Below are 14,768 nucleotides of genomic sequence, written 5' to 3'. Positions count from 1 at the left end.
ATACAGTGCAACGGTTATTTAGATGGATTTTCATAATGATCGTAAGCGTCAATAATGTCGAGGTAAGCACCGTCAAAATGGGCATCCAGTATCTTTTTCAGATAGGAGTCATCTTTTCCGTAGATAATAGATTGCCAGTCGGCATTCCAGTACTGGCAATACAAATTACCTTTCCAGTGAGGGTCTACCGGTCCTACAAATACCGGGTTACCCGTTTTCCAGTTTGGCTGCCAGTAATAACGATATTTCTCTACCTGGCCAATAGACAGATAACAGATCACCAGTCGCTTACCGCCATTGGCCTTGTGCTTTAACTGGTCGATCTCTGCTGCTGTAAAGGCGATATGCTTATCGTTGAAGTAAAGATCCATCAGCAACACGTCGTAATTAGTACGTGATATCTCCGAAATGAAGGCTTGTTTATTAGTATACTTTTCCGGATTGATAAGATATAGGAAGTTTTTAGCCTGCATCAGGGTATTGATGTTCGCATTATTCTCTGCATATGGTTTGGCTGGATAAGCAGGTATCTTATCCATTTCCCGGGTAGGAGATGCAAAAGAAATGTATCCTTTCCGGTTGTTCTGTACATAGGAGCTGTCCACGTTTTTCGGTGTATGACAATAATCGGTTACCAACACTTTTTTGGTGGCTTTGACCCGGTCGCAGAAAGCCTGCATATACAGTATATCCTCTTCGGGGGTACGCACATCATTCTTATAGTCATAGCCATAAAGCAGATTTTCGCGTCCAATGCCATCGATCGCTGCAATATAGGCAGTGGCCAATGGTCCGTCTTCCTGCCCGTCAGTAGTGAGCAGCTCCGGTCCATTCTGCGGAATGATCGCAAAACCAGGTGAAATACCTTTAGCATACTTGCTGATACCGATCACGAAATTCCGCATTTCCTGCCGGTAGTTGATCGCTTCTGTTTGTGGGTTTCTGTCTGTAGAGGTCGGTAATTGATCCTGATTCGTTTTGGCGCAGGAATAAAGACACAGTGCTAACGGCAATGCCGAAAGATAGGTTTTCATGAACTTCATAAGGAGCGGTTTTTAAATAATAGTTGGGTTAAAAAATGCAGAACTAGGATACAGCACTAAAATAAAAAAACTGTTCACTGAACCGTCGTAAATAACGGACAAGCAAATAACGGATAATTATGGCTTATTGTTGCATGCTGTCGGGTAAAAACAGAATGTTAACAGTATAATAATGATAAACGTATTTCTTCATTCGGAGAGGAAGGTTACCGATAAAAGAAGGGCCTTTACAAGGCCCTTTAACAAGTTGTTACAATACATCCCACCAGGGCTTATCACCGGCAGGAGGTGGCGTTTCCTCCTTAGCAGGAGATGCTGTAGGAGTAGGTGCAGGTATAGGAACCGGAGAAACAGGTGTACCTGTCCACATAGCCCTGGCCGCTTGTTTGATATCATCCCTGGCCAGCAGGTTGGCAAGTGTTTGTTTAAACTGTGCCCCTAAGGCTGGTTTCACCATAGCGACATAATTGGCGTAACCTTCCATGCTGCTAATGATGTTGCCTTTACCCCAGCTTTTATTAGCCAGGCCGGTTTGGGATATCTGGTGCAGCAATGCCCGGAATTTACGAAGTGTGGCACGATCAAGGCTCAGCTGCTCGTTCACTACGATCCCTGTTACTGCACGCTGGTCGCCTTTACGCATCACCTTCAATTTATCCGGGTGTATGGTAAAGCCTTCTTCCTTAACCACTTGTTTGACAGACCATATCAGCTGCCCTGGCTTTTCAGCCGCCGCTCCTTTGGTAGAAAAGGTCATGTCATCGGCATATCGGGTATAGGTATAACCCAGCCTGGCTGCTAATCCTTCAAACCGGCGGTCCAGTTTAAAACATATCAGGTTAGTGATAGCAGGACTGGTAGGTGCCCCCTGCGGCAAATGACGGGCTGTTTTGGCTACATAATAGGTCCGGTTATCCAGCGATACCTCATCCACTTCAGGTTCCGTACAGAGTAAGCCTAAAATAGTAGCTACCTGCTCTGAATAACCCAACTTACAGAATAAACCTTTGACACGTTTGTAGGCGATAGAAGGGAAGAAATCCTTCAGGTCGATATTGATCACAATATCTTGCCCTACGTGAGGAGCTGCGTTGGTAACAATAGACCGTTCCGGTACAAAACCATGTGCAGCAGGGCTGTGGGGTACCTTGTAGAGTATATGTTCGAGTATCCAGTGTTGTGCCGCTTTTAACTGAGGCATCGGAGCAGAGATAGTCCTGTGCCCGCCGGACTTTTTGGGTAGTTTGAAACGTTTATAATGAGAGATATACCCTACGTTACGGTTGAACGCTAGGAAACGTAACGTGCCGAGGCTGACGCCCATGGCGGTGGCTAATGCTTCGCCATTGTGAAACAGTGGTAAGCCATATTTGGCGAGTTGTACCGTATCCGACACCGCTTTATTCAACCCCGCAGAAACATCTTCCCCAAGATATACTACGCTGTGCGCTTTCTGTAAGGTCCATGCTGCAGCCCTGGACTGCCGCTCCTCTTCCCGGCGTTGTTTGGTAGCCGCTCGTTTTTGTTTGGCAGCTTCCATACGTTGCTTACGCATCTCTGCTAATAAACGTTCCTTATCGCGGTACTTCTGTTTTTCCGCCAGGAGATCTCCCAGCTCTTTACGCAATTCCCGCTCCCGGTTTAATATCGATTCCGGAAGGGTAGGAGTGGCTGTCTGATGCGCCCAGAAACCAAGGCGGACCATTTCGTTCAGGATGTATTCCTCTTTGGAAGAGGAACGAATGCGGTCGTAAAGTTGTTGACGCGTCAAACCTTCGGCCATAGTGTCGGCTATTTTCTTACTGAAAAATAAGGTGAAAAATGTGGCGAAGTGCAAACTACAGTGGAGTAATGTTGGCCCCAGGCTGTAGTGAGATTTGCCTGATTGCCGGGTCGGAAAAACAATGTAGTGTAAAGAGGAAAAAAGGCCTTCGTGCTAGCCATTGACTAAATCAATCAACTCCAGGGAGGGGCGTACCTATGCATAATTTGCGCCCCGGGGGCGTGAACCGTAAATTGTGCATAGGTACGCCCCTCCCAAAGTAAAGATTGCATTTAGTGAAGCATGTATAGTCATGTTACCTGAGTGACGAAACATCACTCTTCCCTATAAAAGGGCGCAAGTGCAATCATTTTTCCTCCTTACAAAGAACATCGTTATTAAGAACCAGCAAGATAAAAAATAATACGATAGGTGAAAAGTATTACCGCAATTATTTTTTTACATAAGCTATACGCAATGCCAGCATATGTTCGCATGGTCCTTTGTATAGCTTATTTGTCGTATAGTGATAACAGTCACAATGTGCTTCACTCATCCGTTCATCAGCATCTATTACGATTACCGGATGATACTTGCGCTGTGCACCTTTGATCTCTCCGCTCAACTGCAACCCTATACCGGGGATATCCTGTGCCTGTACCGTTATTTTTTGCTGCTCCACCAGTTTGTTGGCGGCAGCTTCCTGCTCATTGGCAAATCGTAATGACTCTAACGGTAACGGCTCTCTGCTTAACTCACGCAGGCGATAAAGCCCGGTATGCAGATCAAAGATTACTTTCCCGGCCTGCGTATAGATACCTAATGCTCCCAATACCGTCGCACGGTCCAAGCCTGTTGCGCTGGCCAGCGCATCAGGAGTAGACATCCACCGGCTCTTCAAAGCAGCATATACCTTCAGCTTCGCCTCATCTCCCACCTGTGCCCGGGGAGCCATCAGATCAAACTGACCTGCTCTCGACCAGTCATTCGTCGTCCAGCCGGATAAACCCAGCGTAAATTGCATATCCCCCAGATCTGCTACATAAAAAGACGGTAATCCGTTGCCGGTCAGATGTACGGTAAATTTTTTAGCGATCGGGATCAGCCGCTCCAGTATCAGCAACCGTCTACGGCCCCAGATACGGATCTCGCGACGTTGAGCGCCGGTGTATAATGAACGCGCACATACGATCTCATGATTCCAAGGCTCAAATATCGCCCGCACCGGCTTGCCTGGTTCCAGAATAAACCGGATAGATCGTGGCCCCTTCTTCTCTTTGAATCGCCTTAACCACAGACAGAAATTATATACATCCATCGGATGCAGGTCAAATCTCGCGGCAGGCAACGTCATCGCAGAACTCACCTGCAAAAAGCCCCGAACCCAACTGTCAGGCAGATCGATCTTCACTTCATGATACAGTTCCTCCTGGGAGGTCTGTACAGAGAAGCCCGCCGGCTCTATCTTAAAGTCGGTTTCCTTATAGTCCCTGATTTTCTGGAACTCATTGTATAAAGCGGCTGAATAGTCAATATTCGTAGTACCACACTCAAACTCATTCACCTCCTTGAACACATTATAATTCGCACTCAGCTTACCATAGGTAGACTCATCCTGGCTGAAACATTCAAAGAATATCTCATCAGGATGTACGCTGATCACCGGGTCCAGTACAAACCATGCATCTCTTTCTTTTTGATATAAGTAATCAAAATAGGTCTTGCGGGCTTTGTAAAATGGCCCCATCACCTTATCCCGCTCTGTACCGATCTGGCTTAATTCAGATCGTATATGATCAATGCGCTGGTCGGCTGCCGCCGCATCATATTGACCCATATACTCCGCCAGCCATATCGATTCCTGTTCCGCCGCCCATTCCTTATAGGCAGTCTTGTCCTTCGGTTTGAAACGCAGGTCTGATACTACGACATCATGTAACGCTGAGATAGCCTCCCGGAAAGCGATCTTCTTATGCAGCTTACCTACAAAAAAGGTCGGATCCCGGTGCGTGTCCGGCGCAAAAGAGACAGCAGTGGAACTGGCATTGCTATACACCTGTGAATGACCGCTATATCTGTAATTAAATAACATAAACGAATTTGCTGTTTTCCAATAACTGAATCAGTAATAGACCGATCAATAAGTAACCACCTTGATCGGTAAAGGAATATCAGGATAGCGGGTATGTATATCCCGCATGATCGTAATACAGGTAGCCTTATCGCCTATGGATACTGTAGCAGATACCGTTGTAATGATCTCGCTGATATAGACTGCCGCTTCCTCGGACCGCAGTGCCTCCTGATGAAGGAAGCTGAAGATCCGTTCTTTGGCCACCCGTGCTTTGTTTACTCGCGATAATACCGAGCGGAAGTAGTGCTCCAGCTGCTGCATGTAAACCAGGTTGTCCTGAGCATAACTGGCCAGGTAGCCTGTGGCAAACAGCTGCATACTCACACTGGGATGCTGGCTTAGCTGCAACAAGTAGGATGGACCGTCCTCTGTACGGAAGAACTTCAGTAACAAATCCCGGCCGAAAGCCTGTATATCCGGACGCACACTATCGGCAATCGCTACCAGCGTCTCGGGTGTCCAGTCCTGGTCGCTGAATTTTGTCCGGAAGAAATCTTTGGCAAAACCACGGGTGTCATCCCACTTGGCATCTAATATTGTGATCGCAGCTTCCCTTTCATAGCGTATACGGGCCAACTGTTGCTCATAAAAACGCCAGCACCATTCCCTTACTGCCCGTAACTCGTGGCTGCCTGCAGCGATCACCTGCCGCAACGTAAGCGCTGCAGGCGGAATATACCGGTCCAGCACCACCACGCCAAACTCCTGTGCCGGGCGGTAGTTGGAATACACTAACCGTAACGCCGTAGCTGTATCTACATCCTGCAGATAGTCCACCAGGTCATTGCTGAGTATATGACCTATATCCTGGTGAAGACCTTCGGAAGTTTCTTTTCGCATTAATCGGGGCACCAGCTCGTTGGCCAGCCATACCCCTAAACGCCTGTCCGCCTGCGCCAGCTTTTTTACCAATGTGCCGGTCTCCATCCGGGTGTCGCTATAGGCAGATAAACATGCCCTTAACAGCAATTCCGGACGAGCGATCAGGCTATCACTACGCATGCCGCCTAATATAGCAAGACCGGCAGCCCGCACAGGGGCATACCCATTGTGCAACAGGTTTTCCAGCAGTTCATCCGGCAAAGTGTCGTAATCAAAAGCGCCCTGCTTCAATAACAGCAGCCTTGCAGCAAGTGCATGTGCAGCCGGGATAGGACTTTGCAACAGATCCTGGATGATCGTTGTGCTGATATTGCGTAAGGCGTTTGCATAATGTTGTTCCAGGATACCACAGCCTTCATTCAGGGCATCGTTGCCGGCCGGTGTAGCACCAGGCAGTGTCAATATCCAGGAAATGGCTTTACCGCACAGCACCTGTGCCTGCTCCTGTGATAGCAACACCCCACCCATTTCGGCACGGGCAAAAGCACGCACATTATTCCATGCACTGAAGACCACCTGTATCACAAAATCAGCATCTCCGAAACATAACGGCAGATGCTGCCGGATATATTGCATGCCGGTCTCACGGGCAATATCCAGCGGACTATGCACCAGTGCCAGGAATAGGGGCAAAGAAGGCTGCGCGGGATTATAATGCTCCTGCGCCAGCTCTAAACCAAAATGTTGAGGGATATGAAATTCGCTGGCCAGCAACCCGCGTATCGCGGGTACATCCATCTTTTGTTTTAATGCCGTGTACTCCGGATGTGCCTTCAGCTGCTCCATCGCGAAAAGATGAATATCATTCATCCGGGCAGATACCAGTAGTTGTAGAAAAGCCATCGGTAGCTGCTGCCACAGATGTAAAAAAGGCACATTACTCACCGGAGATGCAGGCGTTGCAGCAGGGGGAGGAGGGGTGTTACCAGCCTTTTGCTTGTCGGAACTTACCCAGCTGAATAAACGACCGATTAGGCTTTTGGGCTGTTCTGCTGCAGGCGCTGTCGTTTTACCGGCATCCGGTTGCGAGCGGCTAAAATACCAGCGACTACCAGACTTATCCAGTTTAATATCAGGCGCATTCCCTTGTAATATGTAGTGCAGGTATACACAGTGCTCATGTGCTGGATGCTGATGTTGCACCACCTCATACCTGCCATTGATGTATTGATATTGTTGTGTATGATAGGCTTGCCTGCCATCCCGGGCCTCGTCATATTGTAATAACAGCGCAGTGGCCAGCCTTACATACATGATGTTCTCCTGTTCTCCATATTCTCTCAGCGTACGTACCGTCCGCCGGCGTAAATAACCTTTGGTAAGGTTGGAGAAGGCGATCCGGCTGTTGGATTTCTTTAATTCCTTTTCTGCCTTTAACGCCTGTGCCAGTTCTGCAACATACACCGATGGCGTATAGTCTTCATAGCCACGGTTGCTGATATTGAACATCGGTGGCTCCCGGTCAAACCTGCCGGCCAGTATAGCTATTATCTGCAGGTCTTCCCGCAATTCTGCCTGCTTGAAGATGTGACGCAGGTGCTGGAAGTAATTGGGCCGTAATGGCAATTCCGGCAACAATGTGACCAGGGCTTGTTTTACGGGGACAGAAGTGGAGGAGACAATATACAGCTCTTCCAGCACTGGATACTGAGGTTGTACCTGCAGCTGTACCCTTTCGCGCAACAACTGCAAAAGGGCCATAGCATTACCCGATTGTATCGCAGCCTGTAATGGCTCCGGTAACCCCTGCACGAAGTATTGGATATGCTGGGCTTTTTCTGCTTCCGGTAATACCAGCAGCAATGCATTGGCTGCCAGCATCCGCAGGTGATACGGATAAGAGCTGTTCTCAAAGTAAGCCCGTAGTACCGGAACCGCTGCCGCATCTCCGCAACGGCCCAGCGCCCATAAGGCGGAATAACGCTGCATCGCATTGCCACGATCCACCAGCTTGATGATATACGGGACCGCAGCAGCCAGCTTATACTGTCCTGCTTTCCAGATCACCCTAGAAACACGGCGGTTAGTCTTATAGCTGTTACTGTTGTTGATAGCATCCTGTAAACGCTGCAGGATCGCCCGATGGGCAGGATGAGTGACGGCAGACAGGTCCGCCGGCTCTACAGATAATTCCTGTACCGATACCGATTCCTGCTCACCCAGGTATCCCTTGTTACGCTTTTCCTTTTCCAATGCGTCAAACAGCGTTGTCGCCGTTGCCAGGGACACCGGTGCTACCGTTTTAGTACCTTCTTTTAAAGGACCATTACGTTTTCCGTATCGGAAGTTGACAAGGTAGAGATCAGGGCCGGTTTCGCAAAGGTCTATCTCATATGTTTTATCGGAGTTGCCCTCCTTGAAGAAGAGCTTCACATTTCTGACAAGTCGCATGTACAAACGTTGATATCGCTACAATCAAAAAACGGCTACAAACTAATAAAATTCAACTGTACACAGATATAGTTTTTTAAATACTTTATTTGTTTACTGCATTTATACCTGATTTCCGGGATGGCATCAGTCGGAAAACCAATAGGTTAGCAAAAGCAACGAACATTTAAAAAAAGTTTTCAACACTGCTGACATAACGCTGTCACTACGCCAGCTTTATTTTACATTACAATCAAATATTTACCACTATGTCTTTGATTCAAATCCTCCGTAAAGAACTGGACCAGGAAGCGCCGGTGACAAGAAAAATGCTCTCGCTGGTACCTTTGGAAAAGTTCGACTGGAAACCCCACGAAAAAAGCATGACTGTAAAAAGACTGGCGACCCATATCGCAGAGCTACCTGATTGGATCAACATGGCTATCAATACAGATGAGATCGATTTTAAGGATAAACCCTACGAACTTCCCGATGTTAAAAACACGGAAGAATTGCTGGCCTTCTTTGACAGCTCTCTGCAACATGCTAGAGAGGCACTGGATGTCGCGAAGGACGAAAGCCTCTCCGAAGACTGGACCATGCGTGTAGGCGATCGCATTGTCTCCACCCGTAGCAGGGCAGAAGTGATCCGCATGTCGCTCAACCAGGTCGTACATCACCGTGCGCAGTTAGGAGTGTTCTTCCGCCTCCTCGATATTCCACTGCCAGGCACCTACGGCCCCAGCGCCGATGAACCGGCCTTTTAAATATCGGCGGCACAGGATACCTTTATCCCGCGGGAATAGCGGTATCCTGTGCACCTATCTTGAAGGGAGCAACGGCTATCCCAAACGGAGTAATCGCTTGCCAGGGATTCATCCCTGCCGGCGGAACGGAAACTTTTGCTACTTTTGGCACGGCTTGCCGAAGGCAGGACCACCCATCAGGTCTGATTTTCAACACATCAAGTTTTATGAGTAACTACTGCAACCATGCGGGCTTACCTGTCCGGCAAGAGCCGTTCATTGACCAGGAACTGCGATATGTCAATGAACATGGCGCACAAGTGTCCTGTACAGCATTCAACGGCGGTTACATTTTTTCCAGCTACAGCCGGCAGGAAAGAGAGGTGAAATATGAAGAATCGCAGGATATACCGACCCTCACGCTATACTTCTCCCTGGAAGGCAGTTCGGCGATGCGATCCGATAAAGGCACCCGGCCATATATCCTGCGCGACAATCAGCATAGTGTCCACTTCACTCCTTCCTTCAATGGCTATTACATCGTCAACAGCCCGGAAGTCCGCAATTTTGGCATCGGTCTGCATGAATCGTTCTATGTCCGTTTGGTTGCCTCCGATCTGGACTGCCTGCGTCGCTTTTGGGACAAAGCCCTGACGGGACAATCTGTTGACTTGGCTCCTTATCCGTTGCCGGTTACACAACGGCAGAAGCTGCTCATATATGACCTGCAACAATGCCGTTATACCGGATATATGAAATACCTGTATTTTGAATCCCGTATCATCGAGCTTTTCCTCATGCAGGCAGATCAGGCTGATAAACACCTGCGGCAAAAGCTATCGCCGGTCCGTCATTATGATCTCGACAAATTACACGCTGCCCGGGAATTCGTCAAGTCCCATATGCTGGAGCCGATCTCCTTGCAGCAAGTGGCGAGGGCAGCGGGTATTAATGATTTTAAACTGAAAAGAGGCTTTAAAGAGCTGTTCGGAAATACCGTCTTTGGTTATCTTGTCGAGCTGAAAATGGATCACGCCAGGACCTTGCTGCGTGATACCGGTGCCACTGTAGCACAGGTAGCCAGCGAACTGGGGTACAGTGAACCCCAGAATTTTACCAAGGCCTTCGTACGCTACCATGGGTACCCTCCCAGTCACCTGAAAGCTGGCTGACCTGAGGTAACGAAAAAGGGCTGTGAACCATCACTGGTACAGCCCCCCCTGTTCAAAGTGTTGTAAAAAATCGCCCGTACTATTTTTCCAGTGTCACTTTACCCTCATACAATTTACCTCCTGGTGTAGTTACCTGAATCACATAATCCCCCGAAGGAAGCATGTCTGGCAACGTCATCGTGTTTGTTTCCAGCATTGTGTAATACACCACCTCCTTGTTCTCATTGTTAATGATAGCTCTGCTGCCTGTCAGGATCTGCTTGCTGCGGATCGTTATGAAACCGGTGGTAGGATTTGGGTAGATCTCTACCGGCTGGCCTTCTCTGGGAGCTTGCTGCCCAATCGTCAGAAAAGAAGGAATTTCTTCAGGGCTAAGGGAGTTATCCGCGGCACGAAAGGGTGGTTTAACCGGTTCCTGGCCTGGTTGATGAGCCTTAGTGACAACCGGAAGTGCTAATGATCCCATCATAAACAGGCATAAAAAGTGGGATTTTGCAGTGAAAGAGTGCAAACATGTCTTCATACTTAGTCGATTTTAGCGTTGAGAGAATAAAAAGATGAATAGCAATATGATGCATACTAATAGCCAGGTCCCCTTACAGATAGGTAAGGAAAGTAGAATAGTTAAAATAATAGCCCGCAAATTTTCACATGACTGACCAGTGAAGATAATAATTAGCTTTTTATCCGGCAATACCCGCCCCCAATACGTTGACCGTCACCAGCAACTGCCCGGTATGACGCATCGTATGCTCTGCCGCGTGAAATAATAGCCCCAATGTGGTCGAAGGCAATCCTTTCCTGCCAACCAACCGCTCTTGTGTCAATGTCGTCTCGTTTGTACGTTGTAGCTGCCCCAGCGAGCGGTCTACCTGCTGCTGGAAACGAGCTAACAGCAGGGATACAGTGACAGCGTCATCCCGCTGTCCTTCTTTGCCCAGATAGGTTAACTGCTCATCCGAAAGCGGCTGCCCGGCAGCATAGGTGAACAGGCGGTCCAATACGCCGCTCAGGTGTTGCAGGTGAAAAGCCACCGCCGCAGTACCTCCTGGCCGCTCCCATAGCAGCGCATCCGGAAAGCCGGATAGCAGGGCTTCCAACTCTTCCCGCGACTGTAACAGTGCATGCGCCACCGGCTGAAGTAGGGCGGGTATGCCCGCTATCGGCCCGCGTAACCATACCTCAGGCAATTGTACTGATGCCATATCGAAGAATTAAATAGTAAATACAAAGTACTTAGTCAACAAGCCGGATGTCCAACGCCTGTAAAAAAGACAAGGCGGCCGGCAAACTGAACTTCGCCTTTTTGATCTTATTCCGCAATGGATCAATAAAATAATTCATCGCGCCGGAAAGATCAGCCTGCGTAAGGTCGGTTTGTTCAAAACGCGCCTGTTGCAGATCAGTACCGGTGAATACTGCTTTGGTCAGATTGCAACCACTGAAATCCACTTCCTCCGCTACACAGTTTATAAAACGGTTCTGCTTCAGATTTTTCCCGGCAAAACAGGAATGACTGATCTTTGAATCCTCAAAATTAATATTAATAGGGCCCTTCGCTTCATGCCACCATATACCGATGGCCTTGCTGTGCAGTATCGAGACCTTATGTACCCCCGTATTTTTCAGTTTGATCAGAGAAAGATCACAGGACTCAAACACACAATTATCAAAACGGCAGTTCTCAAATACACAACCACCGATATTGGAATGCATGAACTTGCAATGATCAAAATGCCTGTTCACAATATGTTTGTTCGCGTAATCGATCAGGTTAAATTCCTTCTCAAAATGAAGTATGATATCGTCTTGTTCTTTCATGGTTGGTAAGCTTCCGGATGGGTCGAAAATAGTAAAACTTTAGGTCCCCTGAACGGATAGCTAAAGTAGAGATATTCTATAAATATTCTATCAGCTATTGCGAATATAATATGCAGACCGTGTAAAGGATTTTGCTACTTTAGAGATAACGTGAACAAGACGAAGTGAACAATGACCCAACGTCGGTGCATGGTCCGCAACAAGCAACGGCGCTAACCCCACGCTGTTATTATTCATTAAAACCATAATCATGTTTCAGGCAATGATTCCACGAACTGCTTGCAGAAAATGCGGTATTCCTGCTCTTATGGCTTTGCTCGCCCTCAGCAGCAGCTGTAAAAAAGAACAACCCGCCACTATCGGGCAAACGAAAGCTGTTACACAGGTCAGCACGGAAAAAGACTATCTTTCTCAGCTAAAAACTTACAAGGCATCCAAACATGAACTCATGGCGGGGTATTTCAGGACCTGGCGGGATAAGGCTACGAGCACCGGTAATGCTACCACGATGAAAGACCTGCCGGATAGCCTGGATATTGCCGACGTATTCCCTGATTATACCCCTCCGGGTAATCCTTTTTGGGATAGTCTGCGGCTGTCATACATTCCCTATTTGCATGCCAGGGGGACGAAAGTAGTGACCGCCGGCACCGGGCTGGGCGGCTTTGACAGCAAGTATTCCAACAACGCTGCCGGGTACGCCGCTTACGCTAAAGACCTGGCCGATACCATCAGCTATTACAACATGGACGGTGTCGACTTCGATATCGAACATGTACCTACCGGCGCCGAACTAACAAAGTTAACCGGTATCTTCACTGCTGTATCCAAATACTTCGGCCCTAAGTCAGGCACTGGTAAATTATTGATCTATGATACTAACCAGGGGGCGAACAGCGATTTCTTCCGCACTATTGCACCACTGATAGATTATGTATTTCTCCAGGCTTATGGCCGCAGCACATCCAACCTTACTACTAACCTGAACGCTTACACACAATATATCCGCGCCGATCAATTTCTGCCTGGCTTTTCTTTTTATGAAGAGAGAGGGGCTAACTGGGGAGACGTGACTTACCCCGACAACGGTACCAGCCGTGCGTATCAGTATGCTAAGTGGAAAGCAGGAGTGAAGGGAGGATTGTTCGCTTACGCGATCGATCGGGATATACCCAGGAAAACAGATGATATCATTACGCCGGATTATGCGGTAACCAAAAAACTCATCGGTACCATGAACCCGCCAAAGCCGTGATTAGTAACGACGGCGGAAAGACCGGAGACCGGTTGCCGTGAAGACCCCGCCCAGCAGGAACAGTCCCATGGTACAGTCCCATAAAGCGATGTTGTTGCTGATAGAAGCGGTACTTCTGGGGCGTGCAGGATCATACAGTACGGTTACTTCCTGTCCGTGATTGAGGTAGATGAGCCCGTTCTGAGGATAATTTACGACCTGGCCTGCGGCCGTTGTGAATTGGATCTCTACATGCGAAGGACCGGCATTCTGCCGCACCACCATCCCGGGTGCCCGCTGTGCCTTATGGATAAACCGCATCGTCGCAATGGCACTACCAGTACCGGCAACCAGTAATACAATGCCAGCGATCAGGCAAAGCAGGTATTTGAGTTGGTATTCGATGTTGTTCATTCGTTTGTGTTGTTGACAGCACTACCAGGTAGTACTGTCGCAAATGTAAACCAATAGATGAAAATCAGGACACTACACTGAGTATTATAAGCAAAAAAAGGGAGCAGTTATCTGCTCCCTCTTCATATACAGTGATGTAGGTGGTTTATTGCTTTACAGCGCGTTTTACCGCTTCCGCATAAGCGACGTTTGAATTGTAAGTATAGATCATCATCCCACCCTTGGGGCCTTGTGTGGGTACCCAGCGCGCCAGCGCAGTAGCATTATTGAGGTCGCGGCCTCCTTCTGCATAGGCGCCAAATACCATCTTGTAGGCCGGTATACGGTTAGTTTGTACAGCATAGTTCATGGCCAGCTGTGCGCGGGTTGTATTCCAGCCACTGTAGGTCTGCAGTTGGAAATAGTCGAAGTCATCCCGGAAATTATCAACGATAGGATTCCAGGCGTATACATCCAGGCCGGAGGCGATGTGTAGCTGGGCGCCCAGCCCGGCCCTAGGGCCAAAATAGCGGGTCAGGGCTTTCACGCAGGCGAGGTAACTGGCATTGGCCGCCATACTGGCGCTATACCATCCGTAGTAACCAGTAGAGTCATATCCGGGGAATCGTGGAACCGGAGAGGGCTTTGCCCCGCTATGCTCCACATCCAGGCTGATACCATTCAGCTCCAGCCGCCCCAGCAATAGCTCCCGCAATGCGGCGGCCCACACTTCCGGTGAAGAATAGTTGTCAGGCGTACCCTGTTGCCAGCTTTTGTCATCATCTACATTCTGCAGGACCAACACCCCTCTTCGCTGTAAGGCCCGGATATCGGCAAAATAAGCGGCATAAGAAGAATAGGTAGACATCATCCCCGTACCCGCCGGATATTTCAGCGTGTCCAGGTAATGATAGTACTTCACGCCGAACAATACCACCATATCCACACTATCGGGTATATCCCGCAGTTTGAACCCCGGGTTACGACCGTCCGTAATGAAATAGGCAATACATTTATTAGTATTGTTCCCTGTCATAAATGAACGGGCGGCGGCATCCAATTGGCCACCATTTAACATCCGCTCTTCGGGGGTTAAACGAGTATATTTTTTACATTGATTGAATAAAAGACAGATCAGAATGAGGAACAGGCACCTCTGTAATAGTGTTTTCATAAAAGTGGTTTTACAGCCAGGGGCGTATCAATAGTGA

12 protein-coding genes are annotated in these 14,768 nt (G+C 48.4%); 3 read left to right on the top strand and 9 right to left on the bottom strand.

Annotated features, from left to right (window positions below):
- Window positions 1-14: 14 nt before the first annotated feature.
- The 4 genes from KTO58_RS13055 to KTO58_RS13040 form a co-directional block, all read right to left on the bottom strand.
- Window positions 15-1,043: an endo alpha-1,4 polygalactosaminidase gene (locus tag KTO58_RS13055; RefSeq protein ID WP_095838944.1), complete on the bottom strand. Its 1,029-nt coding sequence runs from the start codon at window positions 1,041-1,043 to the stop codon at window positions 15-17.
- A 250-nt stretch (window positions 1,044-1,293) separates the two neighbouring features.
- Entirely contained in the window at window positions 1,294-2,826 is a 1,533-nt protein-coding gene (locus KTO58_RS13050) for a reverse transcriptase domain-containing protein (RefSeq protein WP_095838945.1), read from the bottom strand.
- Window positions 2,827-3,256: 430 nt separating this feature from the next.
- Window positions 3,257-4,897, bottom strand: coding sequence for a hypothetical protein (locus KTO58_RS13045; protein ID WP_095838946.1), 1,641 nt, complete (start codon window positions 4,895-4,897; stop codon window positions 3,257-3,259).
- A 45-nt stretch (window positions 4,898-4,942) separates the two neighbouring features.
- On the bottom strand, window positions 4,943-8,212 hold the full coding sequence (locus KTO58_RS13040) for a HEAT repeat domain-containing protein (protein ID WP_095838947.1): 3,270 nt from the start codon (window positions 8,210-8,212) through the stop codon (window positions 4,943-4,945).
- A 248-nt stretch (window positions 8,213-8,460) separates the two neighbouring features.
- Here KTO58_RS13040 and KTO58_RS13035 point away from each other — a divergent pair, with 248 nt between their 5' ends.
- Together KTO58_RS13035 and KTO58_RS13030 are read left to right on the top strand one after the other, a co-directional pair.
- Window positions 8,461-8,958: a DinB family protein gene (locus KTO58_RS13035; protein ID WP_095838948.1), complete on the top strand. Its 498-nt coding sequence runs from the start codon at window positions 8,461-8,463 to the stop codon at window positions 8,956-8,958.
- Window positions 8,959-9,164: 206 nt separating this feature from the next.
- On the top strand, window positions 9,165-10,109 hold the full coding sequence (locus tag KTO58_RS13030) for a helix-turn-helix domain-containing protein (protein WP_095838949.1): 945 nt from the start codon (window positions 9,165-9,167) through the stop codon (window positions 10,107-10,109).
- Between the two features lie 79 nt (window positions 10,110-10,188).
- Here the strand turns inward: KTO58_RS13030 and KTO58_RS13025 are convergent, their stop codons facing one another.
- The 3 genes from KTO58_RS13025 to KTO58_RS13015 all read right to left on the bottom strand — a co-directional run bounded on the left by KTO58_RS13025 (window position 10,189) and on the right by KTO58_RS13015 (window position 11,930).
- The gene (locus KTO58_RS13025; RefSeq protein ID WP_095838950.1) at window positions 10,189-10,632 is read right to left on the bottom strand and encodes a T9SS type A sorting domain-containing protein; all 444 of its coding nucleotides are present in this window, start codon (window positions 10,630-10,632) and stop codon (window positions 10,189-10,191) included.
- A 160-nt stretch (window positions 10,633-10,792) separates the two neighbouring features.
- The gene (locus tag KTO58_RS13020) at window positions 10,793-11,314 is read right to left on the bottom strand and encodes a DinB family protein (protein WP_095838951.1); all 522 of its coding nucleotides are present in this window, start codon (window positions 11,312-11,314) and stop codon (window positions 10,793-10,795) included.
- A gap of 31 nt (window positions 11,315-11,345) precedes the next feature.
- On the bottom strand, window positions 11,346-11,930 hold the full coding sequence (locus tag KTO58_RS13015) for a pentapeptide repeat-containing protein (protein ID WP_095838952.1): 585 nt from the start codon (window positions 11,928-11,930) through the stop codon (window positions 11,346-11,348).
- Between the two features lie 307 nt (window positions 11,931-12,237).
- Here KTO58_RS13015 and KTO58_RS13010 point away from each other — a divergent pair, with 307 nt between their 5' ends.
- Window positions 12,238-13,185, top strand: a complete 948-nt coding sequence (locus KTO58_RS13010; protein ID WP_225860237.1) for an EndoS/ChiA family endoglycosidase — start codon at window positions 12,238-12,240, stop codon at window positions 13,183-13,185.
- On the opposite strand, the gene KTO58_RS13005 is transcribed toward KTO58_RS13010, so the two are convergent.
- Window positions 13,186-13,578: a DUF3592 domain-containing protein gene (locus KTO58_RS13005; RefSeq protein WP_095838954.1), complete on the bottom strand. Its 393-nt coding sequence runs from the start codon at window positions 13,576-13,578 to the stop codon at window positions 13,186-13,188. It lies immediately after the preceding gene.
- A gap of 145 nt (window positions 13,579-13,723) precedes the next feature.
- Window positions 13,724-14,731 (bottom strand): endo-beta-N-acetylglucosaminidase F3, encoded by a 1,008-nt coding sequence (endOF3, locus tag KTO58_RS13000; RefSeq protein ID WP_157752985.1) that lies wholly within the window; start codon window positions 14,729-14,731, stop codon window positions 13,724-13,726.
- Between the last annotated feature and the right edge of the window lie 37 nt (window positions 14,732-14,768).

The sequence above is a fragment of the Chitinophaga pendula genome, assembly GCF_020386615.1.
In the GTDB taxonomy this organism is placed as follows: domain Bacteria; phylum Bacteroidota; class Bacteroidia; order Chitinophagales; family Chitinophagaceae; genus Chitinophaga; species Chitinophaga pendula.
This window is presented reverse-complemented; position numbering and strand designations above follow the sequence as displayed.

Bases quoted from the DNA above. Each gene is read 5' to 3' on its own strand.
- KTO58_RS13020 (WP_095838951.1), bottom strand. From the start codon at position 11,314: ATGGCATCAGTACAATTGCCTGAGGTATGGTTACGCGGGCCGATAGCG.
- KTO58_RS13010 (WP_225860237.1), top strand. From the start codon at position 12,238: ATGGCTTTGCTCGCCCTCAGCAGCAGCTGTAAAAAAGAACAACCCGCC.
- KTO58_RS13030 (WP_095838949.1), top strand. From the start codon at position 9,165: ATGAGTAACTACTGCAACCATGCGGGCTTACCTGTCCGGCAAGAGCCG.
- KTO58_RS13015 (WP_095838952.1), bottom strand. From the start codon at position 11,930: ATGAAAGAACAAGACGATATCATACTTCATTTTGAGAAGGAATTTAAC.
- KTO58_RS13035 (WP_095838948.1), top strand. From the start codon at position 8,461: ATGTCTTTGATTCAAATCCTCCGTAAAGAACTGGACCAGGAAGCGCCG.
- KTO58_RS13050 (WP_095838945.1), bottom strand. From the start codon at position 2,826: ATGGCCGAAGGTTTGACGCGTCAACAACTTTACGACCGCATTCGTTCC.
- endOF3 (WP_157752985.1), bottom strand. From the start codon at position 14,731: ATGAAAACACTATTACAGAGGTGCCTGTTCCTCATTCTGATCTGTCTT.
- KTO58_RS13055 (WP_095838944.1), bottom strand. From the start codon at position 1,043: ATGAAGTTCATGAAAACCTATCTTTCGGCATTGCCGTTAGCACTGTGT.
- KTO58_RS13045 (WP_095838946.1), bottom strand. From the start codon at position 4,897: ATGTTATTTAATTACAGATATAGCGGTCATTCACAGGTGTATAGCAAT.
- KTO58_RS13025 (WP_095838950.1), bottom strand. From the start codon at position 10,632: ATGAAGACATGTTTGCACTCTTTCACTGCAAAATCCCACTTTTTATGC.
- KTO58_RS13005 (WP_095838954.1), bottom strand. From the start codon at position 13,578: ATGAACAACATCGAATACCAACTCAAATACCTGCTTTGCCTGATCGCT.
- KTO58_RS13040 (WP_095838947.1), bottom strand. From the start codon at position 8,212: ATGCGACTTGTCAGAAATGTGAAGCTCTTCTTCAAGGAGGGCAACTCC.